This window comes from Kribbella swartbergensis (assembly GCF_054784135.1).
Genome location: NZ_BAAGPM010000027.1, coordinates 255,175 through 276,849, shown reverse-complemented (window position 1 = coordinate 276,849; position 21,675 = coordinate 255,175). Strand labels below are relative to the sequence as shown.

Annotated in this window: 21 protein-coding genes; 6 read left to right on the top strand and 15 right to left on the bottom strand. The window is 68.8% G+C overall.

Features of this window, described 5'->3' with window-relative positions:
- Nucleotides 1–21 precede the first annotated feature (21 nt).
- From pspAB to ACYVOK_RS27405, 5 genes are all read right to left on the bottom strand, one after another.
- Entirely contained in the window at nucleotides 22–585 is a 564-nt protein-coding gene (pspAB, locus tag ACYVOK_RS27425) for a PspA-associated protein PspAB (protein ID WP_460665430.1), read from the bottom strand.
- Between the two features lie 3 nt (nucleotides 586–588).
- Entirely contained in the window at nucleotides 589–1,491 is a 903-nt protein-coding gene (htpX, locus tag ACYVOK_RS27420) for a zinc metalloprotease HtpX (RefSeq protein WP_460665429.1), read from the bottom strand.
- A 50-nt stretch (nucleotides 1,492–1,541) separates the two neighbouring features.
- Entirely contained in the window at nucleotides 1,542–2,075 is a 534-nt protein-coding gene (locus ACYVOK_RS27415) for a DUF1003 domain-containing protein (protein ID WP_460665428.1), read from the bottom strand.
- Nucleotides 2,065–3,327, bottom strand: coding sequence for a magnesium transporter MgtE N-terminal domain-containing protein (locus ACYVOK_RS27410; RefSeq protein WP_460665427.1), 1,263 nt, complete (start codon nucleotides 3,325–3,327; stop codon nucleotides 2,065–2,067). The genes ACYVOK_RS27415 and ACYVOK_RS27410 overlap by 11 nt, the downstream gene beginning before the upstream one ends.
- A 110-nt stretch (nucleotides 3,328–3,437) precedes the next feature.
- Entirely contained in the window at nucleotides 3,438–3,965 is a 528-nt protein-coding gene (locus tag ACYVOK_RS27405; RefSeq protein WP_460665426.1) for a hypothetical protein, read from the bottom strand.
- 100 nt (nucleotides 3,966–4,065) lie between these two features.
- On the opposite strand from ACYVOK_RS27405, the gene ACYVOK_RS27400 reads away from it, so the two are divergent.
- Nucleotides 4,066–5,040 carry an HpcH/HpaI aldolase/citrate lyase family protein gene (locus ACYVOK_RS27400; RefSeq protein WP_460665425.1) on the top strand — a complete coding sequence of 325 codons (975 nt, stop codon included), beginning with the start codon at nucleotides 4,066–4,068 and terminating at the stop codon, nucleotides 5,038–5,040.
- A 32-nt stretch (nucleotides 5,041–5,072) separates the two neighbouring features.
- Here ACYVOK_RS27400 and ACYVOK_RS27395 read toward each other — a convergent pair whose 3' ends face one another.
- Together ACYVOK_RS27395 and ACYVOK_RS27390 are read right to left on the bottom strand one after the other, a co-directional pair.
- Nucleotides 5,073–5,702, bottom strand: a complete 630-nt coding sequence (locus tag ACYVOK_RS27395) for a VOC family protein (protein WP_460665424.1) — start codon at nucleotides 5,700–5,702, stop codon at nucleotides 5,073–5,075.
- Between the two features lie 48 nt (nucleotides 5,703–5,750).
- Nucleotides 5,751–6,407, bottom strand: coding sequence for a peptidylprolyl isomerase (locus tag ACYVOK_RS27390; RefSeq protein WP_460665423.1), 657 nt, complete (start codon nucleotides 6,405–6,407; stop codon nucleotides 5,751–5,753).
- 110 nt (nucleotides 6,408–6,517) lie between these two features.
- Here ACYVOK_RS27390 and ACYVOK_RS27385 point away from each other — a divergent pair, with 110 nt between their 5' ends.
- Both ACYVOK_RS27385 and ACYVOK_RS27380 read left to right on the top strand, forming a co-directional pair.
- On the top strand, nucleotides 6,518–8,014 hold the full coding sequence (locus ACYVOK_RS27385; RefSeq protein ID WP_460665422.1) for a serine/threonine-protein kinase: 1,497 nt from the start codon (nucleotides 6,518–6,520) through the stop codon (nucleotides 8,012–8,014).
- Nucleotides 8,015–8,166: 152 nt separating this feature from the next.
- Entirely contained in the window at nucleotides 8,167–9,357 is a 1,191-nt protein-coding gene (locus ACYVOK_RS27380; protein ID WP_460665421.1) for an acyl-CoA dehydrogenase family protein, read from the top strand.
- A gap of 67 nt (nucleotides 9,358–9,424) precedes the next feature.
- Here the strand turns inward: ACYVOK_RS27380 and ACYVOK_RS27375 are convergent, their stop codons facing one another.
- Nucleotides 9,425–10,471, bottom strand: coding sequence for an ArsR/SmtB family transcription factor (locus tag ACYVOK_RS27375; protein WP_460665420.1), 1,047 nt, complete (start codon nucleotides 10,469–10,471; stop codon nucleotides 9,425–9,427).
- A gap of 168 nt (nucleotides 10,472–10,639) precedes the next feature.
- Nucleotides 10,640–11,746 carry a magnesium/cobalt transporter CorA gene (gene corA, locus ACYVOK_RS27370; protein WP_460665419.1) on the bottom strand — a complete coding sequence of 369 codons (1,107 nt, stop codon included), beginning with the start codon at nucleotides 11,744–11,746 and terminating at the stop codon, nucleotides 10,640–10,642.
- 76 nt (nucleotides 11,747–11,822) lie between these two features.
- Between corA and ACYVOK_RS27365 the strand changes: the two genes are divergently transcribed.
- Together ACYVOK_RS27365 and ACYVOK_RS27360 are read left to right on the top strand one after the other, a co-directional pair.
- A complete protein-coding gene (locus ACYVOK_RS27365; protein WP_460665418.1) occupies nucleotides 11,823–12,368 on the top strand; it encodes a YflT domain-containing protein in 546 nt (181 codons plus the stop codon).
- A gap of 125 nt (nucleotides 12,369–12,493) precedes the next feature.
- Nucleotides 12,494–12,997 carry a MaoC family dehydratase gene (locus tag ACYVOK_RS27360; protein ID WP_460665417.1) on the top strand — a complete coding sequence of 168 codons (504 nt, stop codon included), beginning with the start codon at nucleotides 12,494–12,496 and terminating at the stop codon, nucleotides 12,995–12,997.
- Nucleotides 12,998–13,001: 4 nt separating this feature from the next.
- On the opposite strand, the gene ACYVOK_RS27355 is transcribed toward ACYVOK_RS27360, so the two are convergent.
- The 4 genes from ACYVOK_RS27355 to ACYVOK_RS27340 are packed head-to-tail and all read right to left on the bottom strand — an operon-like array spanning nucleotide 13,002 to nucleotide 17,389.
- Nucleotides 13,002–14,297, bottom strand: coding sequence for an alpha-L-fucosidase (locus ACYVOK_RS27355; protein WP_460665416.1), 1,296 nt, complete (start codon nucleotides 14,295–14,297; stop codon nucleotides 13,002–13,004).
- Nucleotides 14,298–14,323: 26 nt separating this feature from the next.
- Nucleotides 14,324–15,172: a carbohydrate ABC transporter permease gene (locus ACYVOK_RS27350; RefSeq protein ID WP_460665415.1), complete on the bottom strand. Its 849-nt coding sequence runs from the start codon at nucleotides 15,170–15,172 to the stop codon at nucleotides 14,324–14,326.
- Nucleotides 15,162–16,106, bottom strand: coding sequence for a carbohydrate ABC transporter permease (locus ACYVOK_RS27345; protein WP_460665414.1), 945 nt, complete (start codon nucleotides 16,104–16,106; stop codon nucleotides 15,162–15,164). Before ACYVOK_RS27345 ends, ACYVOK_RS27350 begins: the two co-directional genes overlap by 11 nt.
- 11 nt (nucleotides 16,107–16,117) lie before the next feature.
- Entirely contained in the window at nucleotides 16,118–17,389 is a 1,272-nt protein-coding gene (locus ACYVOK_RS27340) for an ABC transporter substrate-binding protein (RefSeq protein ID WP_460665413.1), read from the bottom strand.
- 186 nt (nucleotides 17,390–17,575) lie between these two features.
- Between ACYVOK_RS27340 and ACYVOK_RS27335 the strand changes: the two genes are divergently transcribed.
- Nucleotides 17,576–18,337, top strand: a complete 762-nt coding sequence (locus ACYVOK_RS27335; RefSeq protein WP_460665412.1) for a FadR/GntR family transcriptional regulator — start codon at nucleotides 17,576–17,578, stop codon at nucleotides 18,335–18,337.
- Here the strand turns inward: ACYVOK_RS27335 and ACYVOK_RS27330 are convergent.
- Nucleotides 18,243–20,075: a GH39 family glycosyl hydrolase gene (locus ACYVOK_RS27330; RefSeq protein ID WP_460665411.1), complete on the bottom strand. Its 1,833-nt coding sequence runs from the start codon at nucleotides 20,073–20,075 to the stop codon at nucleotides 18,243–18,245. The genes ACYVOK_RS27335 and ACYVOK_RS27330 overlap by 95 nt on opposite strands.
- Before the next feature lie 15 nt (nucleotides 20,076–20,090).
- Entirely contained in the window at nucleotides 20,091–21,668 is a 1,578-nt protein-coding gene (locus tag ACYVOK_RS27325; protein ID WP_460665410.1) for a glucoamylase family protein, read from the bottom strand.
- Between the last annotated feature and the right edge of the window lie 7 nt (nucleotides 21,669–21,675).

Here is a 21,675-nt window from a genome sequence, read left to right as displayed (position 1 = left end):
TAGGTCAAGGCGACCAGTGGTTCACAGCCCGGGGGCGCCGTAAACGGGGAACCAGCGGGCCAGGTCCTGTTCCATCCGCAGGTCGGTGTCGATGACCGACTTGACCTGGAGTTCGGTGGCGTTGTCCCGGCGGTCCGGCCCGACCGGGACGAACGGGTACCAGGATCCCCGCTTGTAGAGGTAGACCAGCCCCAGCGACTTGCTGCCGTCGGTGAAGGCGACCAGCGTGCACAGCAGCGCCGACCCGAACCCGGCGTCGACGAGCGAGGTGTTGACCGCGTGCAGGTCGGTGACGAGTCCTTCGACATCGTCCGGTGAGGTCTGCCGCACCAGCCAGGTGAAGCCGTAGGAATCCGTGTGGCTGGTGAACTTGTCGCCGTCGAGCGCGAGCAGCTTGTCGACCTCGGCCCGCAGCGCCGAGAACCCGCCGCCCTCCGCGGCCTTGAAACAGACCGAGCCACTGCCGGTCGGACGGTAACCGGCCGCGGTCTCCAAGGTGATCGCGGCCGAGGGGACGGCGAAGAGCTGGTCGAGGTTCGGCGGGACGGCTTTGCTCCGGCCGAGCAGGATGTCGAGAAGGCCCATGGACTAAGCCTGCTCCCCGAGTTCGCGCGCGAGCACCCCGAGCCGGTCGAGTCGCTGCTCGAGCGGCGGGTGGGTGGAGAACAGCGACGAGAGGCTGAAACCTCCCGCGGACGCCGGGGCGAAGAAGAACGCGTTGAAGGCCTCGGCCTGGCGCAGGTCGCGGGACGGGATCCGGGCGATGTCGCCGCTGATCTTGGTCAGGGCGGACGCCAGCGCGGACGGTCTGCCGGTCAGCATCGCGGCGGCCCGGTCGGCGGCCAGCTCGCGGTACCGCGACAAGGCCCGGGTCAGCAGGAAGGAGATCGCGTACACGGCCGCGGACACCAGGACGATGGTGAGGACCATGACCACCGTGTTCTGGTCGCGGCGGCCGCCACCGCCCAGGCCGCCGTACAGACCGAAGCGGGTGATCAGCCCGGCGAGGACGCCGAGGAACGACGCGATCGTCATCACGGCCACGTCCCGGTGGGCGACGTGGGACAGTTCGTGGGCGAGGACACCTTCGAGCTCGTCCGCGTCCAGCCGGCGCAGGATCCCGGTGGTCACGCAGACCACCGCCTTGTCCGGGTTGCGGCCGGTGGCGAAGGCGTTCGGCAGGTCGACGTCGGCGATCGCGACCTTCGGCTTCGGCATGTCGGCCAGTGCGCACAGCCGGTCGATCGCGCCGTGCAGCTGCGGCGCCTCCTCGGGACTGACGATCCGGCCGCGCATCGCGTACAGCGCGATCCGGTCGGAGAACCAGTACTGCACGAACAGCATCCCGCCCGCGATCAGCACGGCCAGTACGGCGCTCTTCGTCAACGCGATCAGCAGCGCGACGAAACCGACGTACAGCAGGCCGAGCAGGAAGCTGGTGACCACCATCCTCTTGGTCAGCCCGCGATCAGGCTTGAAGCGAGTCTTCATCGCATCGTCCTTCCTCACCTGCCTGCGAGCCTAGCTCGATCCGCCACACCTCAGACCCGGTCGTCCTCGCGGCTCTTCCCGTCCAGGTCGGCGAGCAACGAGCGCAGTTCGGAACGCAGGAAGTCGCGGGTGGCGACCTCGCCGACGGCCATCCGCAGCGACGCCATCTCGCGGGCCAGGAACTCCATGTCCGCCCGGGCCCGGGCGTCGACGGTGCGGTCGCGTTCGTACTGCACCCGGTCGCGCGCCTCCTGCCGGTTCTGCGCCAGCAGGATGAGCGGAGCGGCGTACGACGCCTGCAGGCTGAGCGCGAGGGTGAGGAAGATGAACGGGTACTCGTCGAACCGCAGGTGCTGCGGCGCGAAGATGTTCCAGCCGACCCAGAACAGGATCGTCCCGGTCATGTAGACCAGGAACTGCCCGGTGCCGAGGAACCGGGCGATCCGCTCCGACAGCCGTCCGAACGCGTCGGCGTCGTACGAGGACCGCAGGACGATCGTGCGGCGCAGCTCGCGCGGTATGTCCAGGCGGTTGGTACTCCGGAGCAGGCGGCGGTCGTCGCTGCTGCGGTCGTCACGTGGCATGGCGGTCCACCTCCTGCTGTTCGGATTCGCGCCAGTCCTCGGGGAGCAGATGGTCGAGTACGTCGTCGACGGTCACTGCTCCCAAGAGCCGTCCCTCGTCGTCGAGGACCGGGGCGGCCACCAGGTTGTAGGTGGCCAGGTACCTGCTGACGGCGTGCAGACTGTCGTCCGGCCGCAGCCCGTCCAGATCCGTGTCGAGTACGGCGGACACCAGCTCCGACGGTGGTTCGCGCAGCAGCCGCTGGATGTGGCCGACGCCGATGAACCGGCCGGTGGGGGTCTCCAGCGGTGGGCGGCAGACGTACACCATCGCGGCCAGCGCCGGACTCAGCTCGGCGTTCCGCACATGCGCGAGCGCGTCCGCCACGGTCGCGTCGGCGGGCAGGATCACCGGCTCCGACGTCATCAGTCCGCCGGCCGTGCGCTCCTCGTACGTCAGCAGGCGCCGGACGTCCTCCGCCTCGTCCGGCTCCATCAGCGTCAGCAGCCGCTCGGCGGTGTCGGTCGGCAGTTCGGCGATCAGGTCGGCCGCGTCGTCCGGTGACATCTCCTCGAGCACGTCCGCGGCCCGCTCGGTGTCCAGACCGGCCAGGATCTCCACTTGGTCGTCCTCGGGCAGTTCCTCCAGGACGTCGGCAAGCCGCTCGTCGTTCAGCGCGGCCGCGATCTCCTTGCGCCGCTTGGGGGTCAGGTCGTGGAGTACACCGGCCAGGTCGGCCGCCTTCATCGACTCGAACGCGGCCAGGATGTGGGTGGCTCCTTGCCCCTCCTCGACCTGGGCGAAACCGCTCACGTCACTCCAGTCGAGGACGTGCGACTGACCGCGCCTGCGGAACCGCTTGGCGCCCTCGCGGACGGCCACCTTCGACAGCACCCAGTCCCGCGTCCGCCACTGCTCCATGGCCATGTCGAACACCACGGCCGTCGCGCCGGTCTCGCGGATCGTGACGGTGCGGTCCAGCAGTTCGCCGAGGACCAGGACCTCGGTCGGCCGCTGCTCGAACCGGCGCATGTTCACCAGGCCGGTGGTGATCACGTGCCCGGCGTCGATCGACGTGACCCGGGTCATCGGCAGGAAGATGCGCCGCCGGGTGAACACCTCCACGACCAGCCCGAGGACCCGCGGCGGCTGGGTTCCCTGCCGCAGCATCACCACGACGTCGCGCACCTTGCCGACCTGGTCCCCGTTCGGGTCGTACAACGGGAGACCAGCCAGCCGTGCCACGTACACGCGCGACGGTGATCCACTCATCCGCGTCCTCGCTTCGCTGCGGGCGCGGATGAGTGGAAAGCCACGCTGTGCCTGATGATGAACTCGCTACGCTCGTTCATGATCGAAGGCTAACCCGCCGCCTCACAGTCTCAGCTCAGGCGCGGGCGGCGGCGGATGCGGCGGTGCAGGGTGACCGGAGGCTTGCCGCGGGTGGTCGCCGGTGTCCCGACCGGCGCCTCGGCTCGCGGCCGGTCGTCGTACTGCCCGGCTCTCTCGGTGATCTCACCGGTGGGCTCGAGGACGAGCAGGTCGGCTTCCGTCTTCCAGCGCTCGAGCTGCGTGTCGAGGTCGGACGCGTTCAGCCGTTCGGTCCGCAGCACCTGGGCCGCCGCGGTCCACTCCTCGCTTCCGGGCTCCAGCCGCCGTACCCTCGCCGTCCAGCTCGCCAGCCGGTTGGTGGCGGGTTTGGCCGGTACGACGACCTCCGCAGTACCTGCCGCGGCCAGTCCGGGCAGTGGTTGCTCGGCTCCGTCGCCCGCGTCCGCGAGGACGACGTACTGCCCGTCGACGGTCGCGAACCACGCGGGAGCCGGCCGTCCGCCGTCCCAGGACAGCCAGACGAGTCCCGCCTTCTTCATCACGGCGGCGATCTCCGTCACAACCTGCTCGGTGCTCACCGCCCCAGGGTGTCACAGTGAGCGATGTCACCGGGCACGGCGCGAGGGTTTCGCCGTACGCTGCCGGTGACCGGTGAGTAACCGAGTGGTGGAGGTCCCGATGACAGCACAGCTGACGGAACAGGTATCGCGCAGTCGGCGGTCGTGCCTGGCCACGCCGGGGTCGAACCTGCGGTTCCTGGCCAAGGCGAAGGGGCTGGATGCCGACCAGGTGTTCCTCGACCTGGAGGACTCGGTCGCGCCGATCGCCAAGGTGGACGCGCGCAAGAACATCGTCGCCGCGCTGAACGAGGGCGGCTGGGGGACCAAGATCCGGGTGGTCCGGGTGAACGACTGGACCACCGAGTGGACGTACGCCGACGTGATCGAGGTCGTCGGCGGCGCCGGCGCGAACCTGGACTGCATCATGCTGCCCAAGGTGCAAACCGCCGAGCAGGTGGTCGCACTCGACCTCCTGCTCACCCAACTGGAGAAGGTGCACGGCCTGGAGCCGGGCCGGATCGGCATCGAGGCGCAGATCGAGAACGCGCTCGGCCTGACCAACGTCAACCAGATCGCCCAGGCGTCGCCGCGGGTGGAGACCATCATCTTCGGCCCGGCCGACTTCATGGCCTCGATCAACATGAAGTCGCTGGTGGTCGGCGAGCAGCCGCCCGGGTACGACGTGGGCGACGCGTACCACTACATCCTGATGCAGATCCTGATGGCCGCGCGGGCGCACGGGAAGCAGGCGATCGACGGGCCGTACCTGCAGATCAAGGACGTCGACGGGTTCCGCCGGGTGGCCGGCCGGTCGGCCGCGCTCGGCTTCGACGGCAAGTGGGTGCTGCACCCGGACCAGATCGCCGCCGCCAACGAGGTGTACTCGCCGCGGCAGGAGGACTACGACCACGCCGAGAACATCCTGGACGCCTACGAGCACTACACCTCGGCGGCCGGCGGCGCCCGCGGAGCGGTGATGCTCGGCGACGAGATGATCGACGAAGCGTCCCGCAAGATGGCGCTCGTCATCTCCGCCAAGGGCCGTGCCGCCGGCATGACCCGCACCGACATCTGGACCCCACCGGCCGACTGACGCGTCTGGGCGCGCCCGGACGAGCCGACGGCTCAGGCGTCGGGCGGGGGCACCTGGGCCATGATCGCCAGCAGGTGGCCGTCGGGGTCGGGGAAGAACGCCATCCATTCCTCCACGCCGTCCTCGTGCCGGTGGATCAGATGCGGCGCGTTCTCGAACTGCACGCCCCGCTCGCGCAGTTCGTCGTACGCGGCCTGGATGTCGTCGACGCGGAAGTACAGGGTGGACGGTTCGCCGCCGGCGGACTCCTCGGTGGCGCTGAGGAACAGCCGGATACCGCCGCAGTCGAAGAACGCCAGATCCCCGAACGTGTAGAGGTGCGGCAGGCCGAGCACCGTGCCGTAGAACTCGACCGCGGTCTGGATGTCGCTGACCGGGCGGGCGACCTGCCCGATCACACCGAGTTGCACTGCCATGGCCGGGGCTCCTTGTCGTCGCAGGGCGCTGTCCGCGGGTACGCCGCGCCAGGTCCGAAGCTCGGCCCGGCGGTCCAGGCCGAGCTTCAGCAACGCGTTCGCGACGTGGAACTTGACCGCGTCGACGCTGATCCCTCGCCGCCGCGCGATCTCCCGGTTCGGCATCCCGTGCCGCACCATGTCGACCACCCGCCACTCGGCGGGGGTCAGTACGTCGGGATGCCTCGGCCGGCCACGTGTACCCACACCCTCAAGCTAGCGCCGAAGGCCCCGGAATTACCCTCCCCCGGAGGCTCAGCCGATCCAGACCTTGTGGATGTGGACGGGTTCGGCGGGCGGGCCGTCCTGGTCGGGGTCGGCGATCCCGGCGGCGACGATCCGGTCGAAGGTCGACATCCCGAAGATCACCTGGCCGAGGATCGTGTACTTCGGCGCGATGTTCGCGTGCGAGTGGACGACGAAGAACTCACTGCCGTTGGTCCCCGGTCCCTGGTTGCCGTAAGCAACGGTCCCGCGCGGGTAGGTCTCCTTGCCGGTCACCTCGTCGGGGAACTTGTAGCCCGGGCCGCCCTCCTCCTGCCGGTAGATGTCGCCGCACTGCAGCACGCCGAGCCGGGCCGAGTTGGTCAGCCGGAAGCACTGGGTGGAGTCGTAGAACCGGCTCTTCACCAGGTGCACGAAGTTGTGCACGCCGCAGGGGGCGTTCGCGCGGTCCATCCGGACCACGAACGGTCCGTAGTTGGTCACGAAGTACACGTCGACGGTGCCCTTCGCCCGGGCGACCGGAGACGGGAGCCGGACCGGTTTGGCGGCCGGGTTCTCCGGCGTCGGCGTGAACTCGCACTTCGCCACCGGCTTGGGGTGCTTGGCCGGTGCCGCGGTGGCGGTCGTGGTGGTTAGCGTCGCGGCGACCAGAGTGGCCGCGATCAGGGCGGTGATCGATCGCTTCATACGCTCACCGTAGTACCCCGATCGCTCTCCGCAGAGGTTTGTGCCGCGGACTCGCTCTCGCCGCTGTCCGCCGCCTAAGGTGTTGCGGTCCGCTGCGGAAGGTGTGGTGTGTGAACGGCGAGGTACTGGCAGGGCGTTACCGGCTGCTGACCCTGCTGGGCAGAGGCGGCGCGGGTGAGGTGTGGCAGGCTGAGGACACCGTGCTGGCCCGCCAGGTCGCGGTCAAGCTGCTCCGCCGACTCGAGGGCGACCCGATGGACGCGGTCGAGCGGTTCCGCGCCGAAGCACAGGCCGCCGCACGGCTGATGCACCCGAACGTCGTCGCGACCTACGACGTCGGCGCCGCCGGCGAGCACGTGTTCCTGGTGATGGAACTCGTGTCCGGTCCGGACCTGGCACACCTGATGCGCAGTGCGGGCCTGCCGAGCGGCAAGCTGGTCGCCGACATCGCCACCCAGGGAGCGCGGGCTCTTGACGCCGCACACGCGGCCGGCATCGTCCACCGGGACGTGAAGCCGGGCAACCTGCTGCTGGCCCAGGACGGCACCCTGAAGATCACCGACTTCGGCATCGCCAAGGGCGCAGGCACGGAGACCACTGGTGTCGGAGTGCTCCTCGGTACGGCGTCGTACGTCTCACCGGAGCAGGTCCGCGGCCAGGCGGCCACCCCGGCCAGCGACTGGTACTCACTCGGCTGTGTCCTCTACGAACTTCTCACCGGTACGCCGCCCTTCACCGGACCGACTGTGGACGCGGTGATGCGCCAGCACCTGGAGGCGACGCCGCGGCCGATCGACCGCCCTGACGTCGAGCCGGCACTGGCCAACCTGGTCCTGCGCCTCCTGGCGAAGAACCCCGAGGACCGGCCGTCGTCGGCTGCCGAGATCACCGCCTTGCTGGCCACGCGGGTGGAGAACAGCACGCAGGTCCTGCCGTTCCTTCCCGAAAAGGAAGCCGACGTACTCCAGGCCGGCCACTGGGAAGAGGAGCCGGCAACCGCTGCAACTCACCGGGCGCCGGGGAAGGGCTTCCCGTTCGCCAAGGCGCTCGTGGCGATGGCCGTCGTACTGGCTGCTGTTGTCGGCGGTCTGATGTTGCGGGAGAGCGTGTCGACCGACCCGCCGGCCCAGGCCGGCGGTACGCCGTCGGCGCCGGCAGTCAAGGCCTCCAACGCGCCGAAGACCACACCTGCGCCGACGCCTTCCAGGACACCGTCGAAGAAGGCGACACCGAAGCCGAGTCCGAAGCAGACGCAGCAGCAGAACCCGCAGGGCGCGCTGGTCCAGTCCTTGCGGACGCTGGCCGCGCAGGTTCGGCAGACACAGCAGGGCGCTCGGAGCAAGGCGCCCCGGGAGGCCGCGAACGATCTGGACCGGGCCGCGGAAGCGGTGGATCGCGGCGACACCGAGGCGGCGGCCAAGAACTTCTACGACGCGCGGAAGCGGCTGGTCGAGGCCCAGCGGAACCAGCGCTGGCAGGCGACCCCTCAGATCGCCGCGCTGTTCTCGGCGATCGCCCAGGTCCTCCCGCCGGCCGGCGGCGACGGCGAAGGTGACGGCAAGGGTGACGGTGACGGCGACCGGGAAGGCTCGAACTCCGAGGAGTAGCAGCCTGTTCGTCGTACCGGAGTGAGACACACGACCTCCGGCAGGTGGCCGGAGTCACAGCGGGTGTCACCCTCGTGCCGGGATGCTGAGAACCTGGATACTCGCGGGTAAGGCCACTTCGGATTCGCAGAGGCCGAGACAAGGAGCCGACGATGAGCAGGTTGCAGCAGACCGACGGGCTGACCGACGTCCAGGAGGAGATCCTGAAGACGGTCCGCGCGTTCGTCGAGTCGGAGATCCTTCCGGTCGCCACCGAGCTGGAACACCGTGACGAGTACCCGACCGAGATCGTCGAGGGCCTCAAGGAACTCGGCCTGTTCGGCCTGATGATCCCGGAGGAGTACGGCGGCCTGGGCGAGTCGCTGCTCACCTACGCGCTCTGTGTCGAGGAGATCGCCCGCGGCTGGATGAGCGTGTCCGGCATCATCAACACCCACTTCATCGTCGCCTACATGCTCCTGCAGCACGGCACCGACGAGCAGAAGCGGAAGTACCTGCCCCGGATGGCGACCGGTGAGGTGCGCGGCGCGTTCTCGATGTCCGAGCCGGGCTGTGGTTCGGACGTGTCCGCGATCAAGACCAAGGCCACCAAGGACGGCGACACCTACACGATCAACGGCCAGAAGATGTGGCTGACCAACGGCGGCTCGGCCAACCTGGTCGCGGTCCTGGTGAAGACGGACGAGGGCGCCGACTCCGTCTACAAGAACATGACCACCTTCCTGGTCGAGAAGGAGCCCGGCTTCGGTGAGGTGGACAAGGGTCTCAGCGTGCCGGGCAAGATCGAGAAGATGGGCTACAAGGGCGTCGACACGACCGAGCTGGTCTTCGACGGCTACCGGATCGACGCCGGCCAGATCCTCGGCGGCGTACCGGGCAAGGGTTTCTACCAGATGATGGACGGCGTCGAGGTCGGCCGGGTGAACGTGGCCGCCCGCGGCTGCGGGGTGGCCCGGCGGGCGTTCGAGCTCGGGATCGCGTACGCGCAGCAGCGGGAGACGTTCGGGAAGAAGATCGCCGAACACCAGGCGGTGCTGTTCCGGCTGGCCGACATGGCGGTGAAGGTGGAGGCGGCGCACGAGCTGATGGTGAAGGCAGCCCGGAAGAAGGACGCCGGCTCCCGCAACGACTTCGAGGCCGGCGTCGCGAAGTACCTGGCCAGCGAGTACTGCTCACAGGTCGTGGAGGACTCGTTCCGGATCCACGGCGGGTACGGGTTCTCCAAGGAGTACGAGATCGAGCGGCTCTACCGCGAGGCGCCGATGCTGCTGATCGGCGAGGGTACGGCGGACATCCAGCGGATGATCATCGGCCGCCGGCTCCTCGAGGACTACAAGCTCTGACCGACCCGCGTGCTGGGTCGACGGGCGGGGCGGTGCCAGTCGGCCCAAGCACGCGGCGGGGCAGGGTCTATGCGGTCATGCTGGTCTGTGGTTGGCGCTCGGTGCCGGAGCCGTGACCGGACAGCAGCCAGATGCCCAGCTGCGTGATCTCGTGACGGACGGATGCACCGGCCCGGCGTGTGGTGATCAGCCCGGCCTCCCGCAGTACCGTCGCCTGGTGGCTCGCCGCAGCGGGCGAGATCTTGCACCGCTTCGCCAGCTCGGTGGTCGTACATCCCTCGACAGCCGCCTCCAGTGCAGCTGCCCGGGTTGAACCGAGCAGGGAGCTCAACGGGTCGCTCGACGCGAGCGCGTCCGCCGGCTGCTGCCGCAGGATGCCGGGAGCGTGGTGGATCGGGTACACCAGGATCGGCTTCAGCTGGGGGTCGCGCAGCTTCGTCGGCACCCGCCAGCAGAACGCGGACGGCTGCAACTGGATGCCACGCCCGTCCAGGTGGTAATCCCGGTCGTGCAGGTCCAGCACCTCCAGCACCGGCGCCACCCAGCGCACCCGCGGGTGCAGCGTCGACAGCAGCCGGTCCACCCCGTGCCGGGACAGGGCCTCGCCGCGATGGGCGTGGTCTGCGGACACGTGCGTCCCGATCGACTTCCAGTACGGCGCGATGGCCGCATCGTGATAGGTCCGGATCGCCCGGCCCAGCTTGTGCAGCGACGCTCGGTCGCCATTGGCCAGCTCCCGCGTCCAGGGCGACATCGGCCGGTACTCGCTCAGCAGCGCGAGCTGGTCGCGGATCACCTGCCGCGGGGTGGCCAGCGCCATCTCCAGCGTGGTCTCGAAGTCCGGCGCGGCCTCGGCGGGGGTGAGGAAGTCGGGGGAGTAGCCCTTCGGCGGGGTCAGCTCCAGCAGCAGCCGCATCTGGTCCGGGGCGACCTTGGCCCGGACGTGCCGGCGCCAGTCCTCGAAGACCAGCCGGCCGTCGGACTGTTGCAGCATGTGCAGGCTGAGCAGCACCTCCCACAGCGGTGCGGGAGTGGCGGCCACCGTGACGCGGGTGAGGTCCCGCGGCGTGAAGTGGATGCGTAACACGGCGGTGCCCTCCCTGGTGGTGCTCACCCGGCACGGCAGTCCCCAGATGCCGTCCGCGGGTCGTTGCAGAAGGTGGCAGATCGCTGACCGAACGCGATGGCCGCATTGAACCAAGCCGGTTCACGGCGCACAACCGTTTGAACCATCCAAAAGCTCAGCACTGGCGGCCATGGCAAAAGGCTGCCAGCGCAGCGTTCAGAGCCAGTGGTTGCGCTTGAACAACCGGTAGAGCACGGTGCACGTGACCGCCATCAGCCCGAGGACGGCGAAGTACCCGTACTTCAGCCGCAGTTCCGGCAAGTAGTCGAAGTTCATCCCGTAGATCCCGGCGATCATCGTCGGCACCGCGAGGATCGCGACCCAGGACGAGATCCGCCGCATGTCCTCATTCTCGGCCACCTGCACCTGGGCCAGACCGGCCTGCAGGATCGAGCTGAGCAGCTCGTCGAACGAGATCACCTGCTCCTTCACCCGCAGCAGGTGGTCGTCGACGTCGCGGAAGTAGTTCCTGGTCTCGTCACTGATCAGCGGGTGCCGCAGCGTCGACAGCGCCCGCATCGGCCCGGTCAGCGGTGCCACCGCCCGCTTCAGCTCAAGCACCTCGCGCTTGAGCTGGTACACCCGGTCGATGCTCCGCCAGCCGCGCGGGGTGAACATCTCGGTCTCGATCAGGTCGATGTCGGCCTGTACGGCGCCCGCGACCTCCAGGTACCGGTCGACGATGTGGTCGGCGATCGCGTGCAGGACGGCGCCCGGCCCCGCGGCCAGCTGCTCCGGCTGCTGCTCCATCCGCTGGCGCAGCCCGGTCAGCTCACTGTGCTCGCCGTGCCGGACGGTGACGACGAACCCGGCACCGCAGAACACCATCACCTCACCCGTCGCCACCACCTCGCTGGTTGCGGTCAGGTCCCCGTGGGGCACGTACGTGACGGTCTTGAGTACGGCGAACAGCGTGTCGTCGTACCGCTCGAGCTTGGGGCGCTGGTGCGCCTCGGTGGCGTCCTCCAGGGCCAGCGGGTGCAGGCCGAACTCCTCACCGATGACGGCCAGTTGCCGCTCGGATGGCTGGAACAGGCCGATCCAGACGAATCCCTGACCACGCCGCGCCCGGCTGAGCGCCTCGGTGTAGGACTTGACCTTGGCGTCGCGGTGACCGTCGCGGTAGAAGGCCCAGTCGACCAGAGCCCCGTCCAGCGTGCCGCTGGTGACCAGGTCGGCCGGGTCCGGGAGGCCCGGCGGACGCCGGGCGAAGACGCGGCCCATCCGGCGTGTCGCGCCCATGTCCCACCGTCGCCCGGTCATCACCGGCGAGGCTATCAAGGCACCGTAACCAGCCGTCGGCAATGATGGGGGTGGAAGCACGTGGAGAGGAACGACGATGACCACGCAGGGCATGCCCTCGATGGACCCCCGGCCGACCGGCCTGACGATCGGGACCTATGACACCTACCGGGAGGCGCAGCGCGCCGTCGATTACCTCTCGGACCAGAAGTTCCCCGTCGAGCACACGACCATCGTCGGCAACAACCTCCGGCAGGTGGAGAAGATCACCGGCCGGCTCACCTGGGGCCGCGCGCTGGCCGCGGGTCTGGCCAGTGGTGCCTGGTTCGGTCTGTTCGTCGGCCTGCTGCTCGGCCTGTTCACCAACGGCAACTGGCTCGCGGCCGTGCTGACCGGTGTGGTGCTCGGTGCGTTCTTCGGCCTGGTGTTCGGCGGTCTCGGCTATGCCCAGTCGGCGGGCCGGCGCGACTTCACCTCCCGGACCGCCGTGGTCGCGACGACGTACGACGTACTGTGCGACTTCAAGCACGCCGAGGAGGCCCGCAACCACCTGGCCAAGCTCGCCCTCAAGGGTGAGGTCAGCCCACGTCTGCCCGAGCAGCCCGTCCAGCCCCGTACACCCCTCCAGCAGCCGCACGACTGACCGGCCGGGTGACGAAGGTCTCGCCCGGTTGAGAGCTAGGCCACGCGCGGGCTACTGCCCAGTCACGTCATCTTTCGGCAGCATGGGCCCCGGGTGGTGCTCAACTCGGAAGGAGCCGACGACAGATGCAGTTCGGGCGCAGTTACGAGGAGTTCGAGGTCGGCGCGGTCTACAAGCACTGGCCGGGCAAGACGGTGACGGAGTACGACGACCACCTGTTCTGCCTGCTCACCATGAACCACCACCCGCTGCACCTGGACGCGAACTACGCGGTGGAGACCACCCAGTTCGGCAAGAACGTTGTGGTCGGCAACTACGTCTACTCGATCCTGCTCGGCATGTCGGTGCCGGACGTGAGCGGCAAGGCGATCGCGAACCTGGAGATCGAGTCGTTGCGGCACGTCGCCCCGACGTTCCACGGTGACACCATCTACGGCGAGACCGTGGTGCTGGACAAGTGGGAGTCGAAGTCCAAGGACGACCGCGGCGTGGTGTACGTCGAGACCAAGGGCTACAAGCAGGACGGCACCGTGGTCTGCTTGTTCCGCCGCAAGGTGATGGTGCCGAAGAACAGCTACCTGGAAGCGCGGGGCGGGGAGCAACCGGGCCGCCCCACCCCGGCTTCCTAGGTCGTCAGCTCAGGAACAGTTCGATCACCGGGACCAGGACGTCCGGTTTCTGGATCGGGAGTTTCAGGGTCAGTACGTCGGCCCCGAGCCCGCCCATGGTCGTGTTCTGGGCCTGCTGGTGCGGGTCGTTGACGATGCGCTTGATCTCGGACGCGTCGTTCAGCAACTGCGCGTACTTCGCCTTGCCGGCCAGTCCGGGCAGGTGGACGTGACCCATCGGCCACGAGAACAGGTGCAGGTAGAGCCGGTCACCCTTCTGCGTGTACCGGCAGTCGTCCGGCGCGGTGAAGTCACTCGCCCGCGCCCCGCGGATCGACCGCTCGTGCAGCCGCATCCACTCGCCGATCGCGCCCAGCGTGGCCAGCGCCCGCGGGTCGAACTCGCCCCGCCCGGTCGGGCCGACGTTGAGCAGCAGGTTGCCGTCCTTGGAGACCGAGTCGACGAGCATCTTCACCAGCAGTTCGGGCGACTTCCAGTCCAGGTTGTCCCGGTCGTAGCCCCAACTGCCGTTCAGCGTCTGGCACGCCTCCCACAGCACCGGCTTCCCGTCCCGCATCATCGGCCCGTCCGGCTGGTACTGCTCCGGCGTGACGAAGTCGCCGGGGATGTCCAGCCGGTCGTTGATCAGGATGTTCGGCTGCAACTCCCGGACCATCGCCATCAGTTCCTCGGAGCGCCAGTCGTCCTTCCCCTTCCCGTGACCGTCGCGGCCGTCGGGGTAGGTGCGGCCCGGGTAGGAGAAGTCGAACCACATGATGTCGATCGGCCCGTACCGCGTCAGCAACTCCCGGGTCTGCGCGTGCAGGTAGTCGGCGTACACATGGATGTCGCGGCCGGCCGCCTTGGCGATCGCCTCCTCGTCGTCGCGCTGCGGGTGGACGAGGTCGATCGGGAACTCCGGGTGGTGCCAGTCGATCAGCGAGTGGTAGAACCCGATCCCGAGGCCCTCGGCCCGGCAGGCCTCGACGAACGGCCCGACCAGGTCCTTGCCCCAGGGCGTCTTCGCGACCGTGTAGTCGGACACGGCGGAGTCCCACAGGCAGAAGCCTTCGTGGTGTTTCGTGGTCAGTACGGCGTACTTCATGCCGGCCTCGCGGGCCGCCCGGGCCCACTTGCGCGGGTCGTAGAGGTCAGGCTCGAAGTGGTCGAAGTACGGCTGGTAGTCCTCGTCGGTCAGCCGCTCGCGGTTCTTCACCCACTCGTGCCGGGCGGGCAGGGCGTACAGGCCCCAGTGGACGAACAGGCCGAACCGCCAGTCGCGGAACTTCTCCACCGAAGCCGCAGGAGGCGCGTCAGTCATGTGTGATCTCCTTGGGAGAGTGAAAGTTATCGGCCGCCCAGACCGGTGACGAGCAGGCCGCGGACAAGGTGTTTCTGCAGGAGGACGACGAGCAGGACGGTGGGCAGCATCGCCAGCACGGAGGCCGCCATCATCAGGTTCCACTGGGTGCCCTGCTGGCCGATGAACTGGGCCAGGCCGAGCGGCACGGTGCCCTTGTCCTCGACGCTGTTCACGATGATCAGCGGCCACAGGAAGCTGCCCCAGAAACTGATGAACGTGAAGACGGTCAGGACGGCGATGGCCGGCCGGGCCAGCGGCAGCATGATCCGCAGGAACGAGCGGAACGGGCCGCACCCGTCCACCCGGGCCGCCTCCTCCAGCTCGACCGGGACGGTCAGGAAGAACTGCCGCAGCAGGAAGGTGCCGAACGCGGTGAACGCCCACGGCAGGATCAGCGCCCAGTAGCTGTCCACCCAGCCGAGTGACTGCATCAGCCAGTACATCGGCACGATCAGCACTTCCTGCGGCACCATCAGCGTGCCGAGGAACAGCACGAACAGTTGCTCACGGCCCCTGAACTTCAGCCGGGCGAACGCGTACGCCGACATGCTCGAGGCCACCACCACGACCAGCGTGCCGGCGATCGCCACGAACAGGCTGTTCAGGAAGTAGCGGCCGAACGGCGCGAAGCTGAACGCGTCGGCGTAGTTCTGCCACCGGATCTCGGACCCGAACAGCTCCGGCGTCGGCGTGAACACCTCGTCCGCCGGTTTCAGCGACGTGGCAACGGCGTACACCAACGGACCGAGGAAGACGATCGCGACCGCGATCAGCACGATGTGGGAGACGCCGCTGCGGACCTTCCGGGCGACGCTGTTGCGGTCAGACGTCATAGTGCACCCACCGCTTCTGGCCGACGAACTGGATCGCGGTGATGCCCATGATGATCACGAACAGCACCCAGCCCGCCGCGGACGCCAGTCCCATGCTGAGGAACTGCCAGCCCTGGTTGTAGACGTACATGACGATGGTCTGGGTGGACACCCCCGGACCGCCCTGGGTGAGGATGAACGGCTGGGCGAACACCTGGAACGAGGTGATCAGCGTCATCGTGGTGGCGAAGAAGATCGACGGCGTGATCATCGGCCAGGTGACGTACCGGAACCGCTGCAGCGGCCCGGCGCCGTCGATCTGCGCCGACTCCAGCTGCGACTGCGGCACCTGGTCCAGGGCGGCGGAGAAGACCAGGAAGTTGTAGCCGAAGCCCTGCCAGATCGACATCGCCACGATGGCCGGCATCGCCCAGTCGGACGAGCCGAGGAAGTTCGGCGCGTTGACGCCGAACCAGCTCTGCATCCCGCTGTCCAGCAGGCCGCCCGGCTGGAACAGCAGCCGCCAGACCATCACGTTGGCCACCATCGGTGTCATCACCGGGATGAAGAACAGCACCCGGAACGCCTGCCGGCCCCTGATCGCCGGACCCAGCCAGACCGCGAGCCCGAGCGAGACGATCACGTTCAGCGGCACGTACAGCACCACGAACAACGTGGTGTTCAGTACGACCCGGCGGAACACCGGGTCGTTCACCAGGTGCGTGTAGTTGTCGATGCCGAGGAACGAGCGCTCGCCGAACACCGGCCAGTCGAACAGGCTGATCCCGAGCGCCATCACGGTCGGGAACAGCGTGAACAGGGCCAGCCCGCCGAGACTCGGTGCCAGGAAGACCCCGGCGTACCGGCCGTCCCGTCGTAGCGCGGGCCGCCGCTCCGCCCGTCGATCGCCGCCGGCCGGCGTGCCCGGCGGGGCGACGGTGGTGTTGACGGTCATGGGGCCTCCCATCAGGAGCCGGCGCCCGCCTGGTCCTGGATCGTCTTCAGCGCCTGTTCGGGCGGGATCTCGCCGTTCAGCGCCTGCGTCCCGAACCGGGTGAGCAGGTCGGCGACCTGGACCCAGTTCTTCGAGGTGACCAGCGGGATCGAGTTCTCCGACGCGTAGTCCAGCGTCTCCTTCGCGCCGTCGATCTTCGCCGCGGTGAACCAGGCGTCGTGAGCCGCGGTGCGCGCCGGGTACGCCCGGCCGGCCGCGGCCAGCGTGGTCAGCGGCTTCTCACTCGTCATCGACATGATCGCCTGGAAGGCCGCGTCCGGCGTCTTGCAGGAGCGGGAGATGCCGAAGCCAGAACCGGCGGTGTAGGTCTTGGAGCCGTCCGGACCGGCCGGGATCGGCGCGATGCCGAGCTGGAACTTGACCTTGCCCTTGGTGTCGATCAGCGACCACGGCCCGTTCAGTTGCATCGCCGACTTGCCGGAGACGAACTGCGTGGTCTCGAAGTCTGAGCTTCCGGACGGCACCTGCGGCGCGATCTTGTCGGTGCGGACGAAGTCGGCGTACCCCTGGAATCCCTCGACGAACTTCGGGTCGGTGAGGGCGAGCTTGCCGTCGGCGAGCGGCTCGGCGCCGGTCTGCGTGCGGACCCAGGCCGCCACGCTGAGGTCACCGGGAGTCGTCACCAGGCCGGTGCGGCCGCCCCCGGTGAGCTTCTTCGCGGCCGCCTTGAACTCGTCCATCGTCCAGCCCGGCTTCGGCTCCGGCACGCCGGCGGCCTTGAACAGGTCGCGGTTGTAGAAGATCACCATCGGGCCCGAGTCGTACGGAATCGCGATCTGCTTCCCGTCGGCCTTCAGGCCGTCCATGATCGGCTTGTCGAACTCCTCGGTCTTCAGGCCGTACTTCTGCATCAGTTCGTCCAGCGGGAGCATCGCGTTCGCGTACGACGCCAGCCGCAGACTCTGCATGCCGATGATGCACGGCGCCTTGCCGCTGGCCAGCAGGGTGCCGATCTTGGACCAGTAGTTGTTCCAGTCGGTGCCCTGCAGCTTGACCGTGATCCCGGGGTGATCGGTGTGGGCCTGGTCGGCCACCTTCTGCCAGGCGGCCTGGTCCTCGGTCCCGCCGACCCAGAACGACCAGGTCAGGTCGGCCTTGTCGGCCGAACCGGACTCGCCGCCGCTGCCGTCGTTGCCGCCCCCGCAGGCCGCCACGGCTGTCAGGGCCAAAGCCGCCACGGCGGCGGTGGCCCAGCGGCGTGGCCGCGCTGGTGTTCCGAACATTTCGACCTCCACGTCCAGGGGAACTGTGATTCATCCGATCTATATGTCGTCCTCTTGACATGAGTCAACAGTTCGTGTCCTTAATTCAGGGTCGAAACCGAGAACTGAGCGTGCAAAGATCGCCCAGACATCCGATGTGTCCGTACGGGACATCGGATGTTTCCAGTGTCGTGCCAGGAGGTGTGCGTGCGGGTCACCGACGAGGCGATCGACCGGATCAAGCAGATGATCGTGACCGGCGAGCTGCGGCCCGGCGATCGGCTGCCGCGTGAGCCGGATCTGGCCGCACGCCTGGGCCTGTCGCGCAGCTCGCTGCGCGAGGCGGTCAAGGCTCTCGCGCTGATCCGGGTCCTCGAGGTGCGCCAGGGGGACGGCACCTACGTGACCAGTCTCGACCCGGCCTTGCTGATGGAGACGATGGGCTTCGTCCTCGACCTGCACCAGGACGCCTCGGTGCTGGAGTTCTTCGAGGTACGGCGGATCCTCGAGCCGGCCGCGGCGGCCCGGGCCGCGCTGCGGATGGCGGACGCGGACATCGCCGCGCTGCGCGCTCTGCTCGACGAGCTCGGCCCGGAGCCGTCGGTCGAGGACCTGCTCGCCGGCGACGTGGAGTTCCACCGGCTGCTCGCGATCGGCAGCGGCAACCGCGCGCTCGCGTCGATCATCGACAGCCTGCGCCAGCCGACCTACCGGGCCCGGATCTGGCGCGGTCTGACCCAGAACGACGCCGTCGCCCGGACGCTGGCCGAACACCGGGCGATCCTCGACGCGATCGAGGGGCGCGAACCGGAGGTGGCCAGGTCCTGGGCGACGGTGCACATCGCGGGGGTCGAACGCTGGATCCAGGAAGCGGTCAATCTCGAGGGGGCTGAAGCTCCACCAGGACGGCGGAAGGCATCGGCAAGGTCAGCTCGACGGCTGACCCGTTCCACCCCAGCGGAGTACTGACCAGCTTGCTGCGCTCGGCCAGCTCGGCGAGCTGGTCGTCGGTGGGCCAGTCGCCGACCCCGAGGTCGGCAGCGGCGGCGGCGACATCCCCGACGCCGATGCCGAGCGTGGTCGCGGTGGCCTGCCAGGACGGATCCACGCCGGGCAGCTCGACGTGGACCGTCCTGGACAGCTCCGGGGCACCGTCGGCCTTGGTCTGATCCAGAGTGAGATTCCACAGCAGTACGGCGATCCGGTCGCGATCCCGAGACGCCCACGCTTCGACCAGGCTGCCGCCGCCGTCACCGGTCAGCGTCACCGGCAACTCCACCGGCCCGAGCCGGCTCAGCAGGCGCATCGCGTGGTACCGCGGTTTCGCCAGCCCGCCGACGGTCTGGAGACCGAAGCCGCCGTGCAGGAACCGCGGTGGGCGACCGAGTTCCTCGAAGTGGTCCGACGCAACCCAGTAGGCCAGCGCGTCCACCCGTCCAGCTGCCGACCGCATCCCGCGCAGCAGGAAGACCCCGGAGAACACCGAGTCGTTGATCGGGTTGAAGTGCGTCGGCGTCACACCCCACTCGGTCCACAGGATCCGCGACTCGCTGAACCCGTGCCGATCCAGCGAGGCCCGGACGTCGAGCGGCGGGCTTCCGTAGGTGTGCGTCGACACGAAGTCCACCGGTGCGCCGCTGACGGCCGCGTGCGCGAGCAGGTCGTCCACCCATCCGGCCGCGGCCGACGACGGCCCGCCGACGGCGAGGCGCGGGTCCACCGACTTCACGGCCGCCGCGGTCGCGTCGTACAGGTGCAGCCACTCCGCCTTCGTGCCGGACCAGAAGACTTCCAGGTTGGCCTCGTTCCAGACCTCGAAGTCCCAGGTGAGCACCTCGTCGAGTCCGTACCTGTCGACCAGATGCCGCACCAGCGCCCGGACCAGGTCGTGCCAGCGCTCGTACGACTTGGGCGGCGAGATGATCGCGCCGTACGCGAACACGGTCTTCGACGGGTCACTGGCCAGATCGCGGGGCATGAACCCGAGCTCGACCACCGGCCGCAGCCCGATCGCGAGCAGTTTGTCGTAGATCGCGTCGACCACCGAGAAGTCGTACGACGGAACGCCGTCCACCTCGGTGTACACGCGGGTGTCGTCGTGGAAGATCGCGTGCGCCCGGACGGTCCGGACGCCGATCTCGTCGTGCATCCGGCGCAGCGCCTGCTCGAGTTCGGCACCGATCTCCCGGCCGCCGGAGCGGTCGGTGCAGAGCAGCTGGCTCAGCCGCTCGCTGCCCACCATCGGCTCCCAGGGCCTCGCCAGCTCGGTGCCCTCGGCAACCGTGTCCACAGTGACCGAAACGACCGGGACGGTGCCGTCGGAAACTAGCGGCACTGCGCCGACGGCCGCACTGGGCCGGCCGGCCACGGTCACCTCGGGAACGCTCGCGACGGCGTACCGGTACGGCGTCCCCGGGGTGCAGGTGGTGTCGACGTACGGCGCCGCGGGGAGCGACAGGACGTCACCGCTGTGGTGGTCGACCGGCTCGAGCGGACCGTGCTCACCGGTCCCGCGCAGGATCAGGTACCCGACCGCGCCGTCCACCGGCGACCAGTCGACGGTGACCTGGCCGACCCCACCGACCGCGGTGACCTCCTTCGGTGGGTCGAGGTCGGGAAAGGTGAACTCCCGCTCCTCGTCGCTGCGGACGGCGATCCGCCCGAACCAATCCGACCTGGCCCAGTCGGCCTTGGCGTCATCCTGCATGGATCGTCTCTCCCGTTACTCGAGGCCGGACTCGAACTGCTCCATCGCGATCAGCGGCCGGATCCGCTGCTCGACCGTCCGGGTGCTGAAGTTGCGCCGGATCACGTCGTTGGCGAAGACGTTGCCGATGGCGCCCATCACCATGGCCTGGTCGAGGGACAGGTAGCGCCTGGCGATCACACCGGACCGCACCGCCACCGAGTCGTAGAAACCGCCACCGCCGTACGCCCGGAGGTTGTTCTCGATCCGGGACAGGTTGTCGATGGCCTGGCGCGGCGCGTACTGCATCGCGAGGAACGCGGCGTGCGGGGTGACCACGCCGTCGCCGTACGCCGGGTTCGGGTTGGTGCCCTCCCGGCAGCCCTCGAACCCGGCGTCGTAGTTGGTCGCCTCCAGGTCGGACGGGTAGCCGCCCGGGTCCATCCCGATCGCGTCGACGCCGTACACGGAGTACCCGCCCCTGGGGTTCGACGCCGGCGAGAACCCCCAGTAGCCGTACTTCGCGTCGTCCAGGCCGTGCTCGATGTGCGCGCGGACCGTCAGCGGATGGTTGATGCCCCAGCTCCGCGGCGCCCACGTCGCCTCGGGGATGAACAGGTCGGGCATCAGGGACTCGAACATGTCGCCGCCCCAGGACGGGACGAGCCGCATGCCGCGGTACGAGTACGTGCCCTCGAAGACGTCGAGGCCGAGATACGTCCGGTGCACACCCTTCGGGCGCTGCTCCACCCAGGACCAGTCGCAGGAGTCCGGGAACGTCCGGTAGGTGGCGAAGTACTGCGTGTGCGGGACCTGTCCGAGCGCGAAGCCGATGTACGGCGCGATCCGGGCCTCGGTGTTGCAGGTGTCGTAGTGGAACTTGCGGTAGTACACGTCCGGACCGACGCCCGCGTGGTTGCCCTTGTCGGTCTCCTCGTCCGGCGGCGGGGTCTCGAAGAAGCCGCCGCGCATCAGGCCGCCGGGCCGGGCCGCCGGGTTGTAGTAGAAGGCGAAGTTCATCTTCCCCAGCAGGGAGTCCGCGAGCGCCCGGGCGCGCGGCTCGGCGTTGCGCACCACCATCAGCGCGGCCGCGAACCAGCCGTTGTCCACGCTCGAGACGAACGGCGTGATCGGCTTCGTCCCGTCCGGGTCCGTGTACAGCACCTCACCGGTCGACTCGTCGTACCAGTTGAAGTACATGCCACTCGGCTCGTGGTGGTCGACCTTGGTCATCGTGGTCAGGGTCTGGGTGATCCTGCGGTACGACTCCTGCGGCGAAATGATGCCGAGGTGACGGGCGACGACCGTGCTCCACAGGTAGCCGCCGATGTTGGTCGGCGAGGTGTAGCGGCTGCGGAGCGGGTTGGTGACCGACGCGCCGATGTTGTCGGCGGGCAGCCCGGTCCTCTCGTCGGTCATCGCGACCAGGCTGCGCCAGGTGTCTCTCGCCCAGCGTCCGACCAGTGCACGGTCGGCCTTGCTGGGCTTCCAGTTGCCCTGGAGCAACGCACCCGGATCGGGCTTTGCGGCGTACGTCGTACCGGCGGCCGACCCGATGAGTGCGACGGAGCCGGCGGTGGTGAGCAGGGTTCGGCGACTGATGTTGGCGGTCATCTGCGTC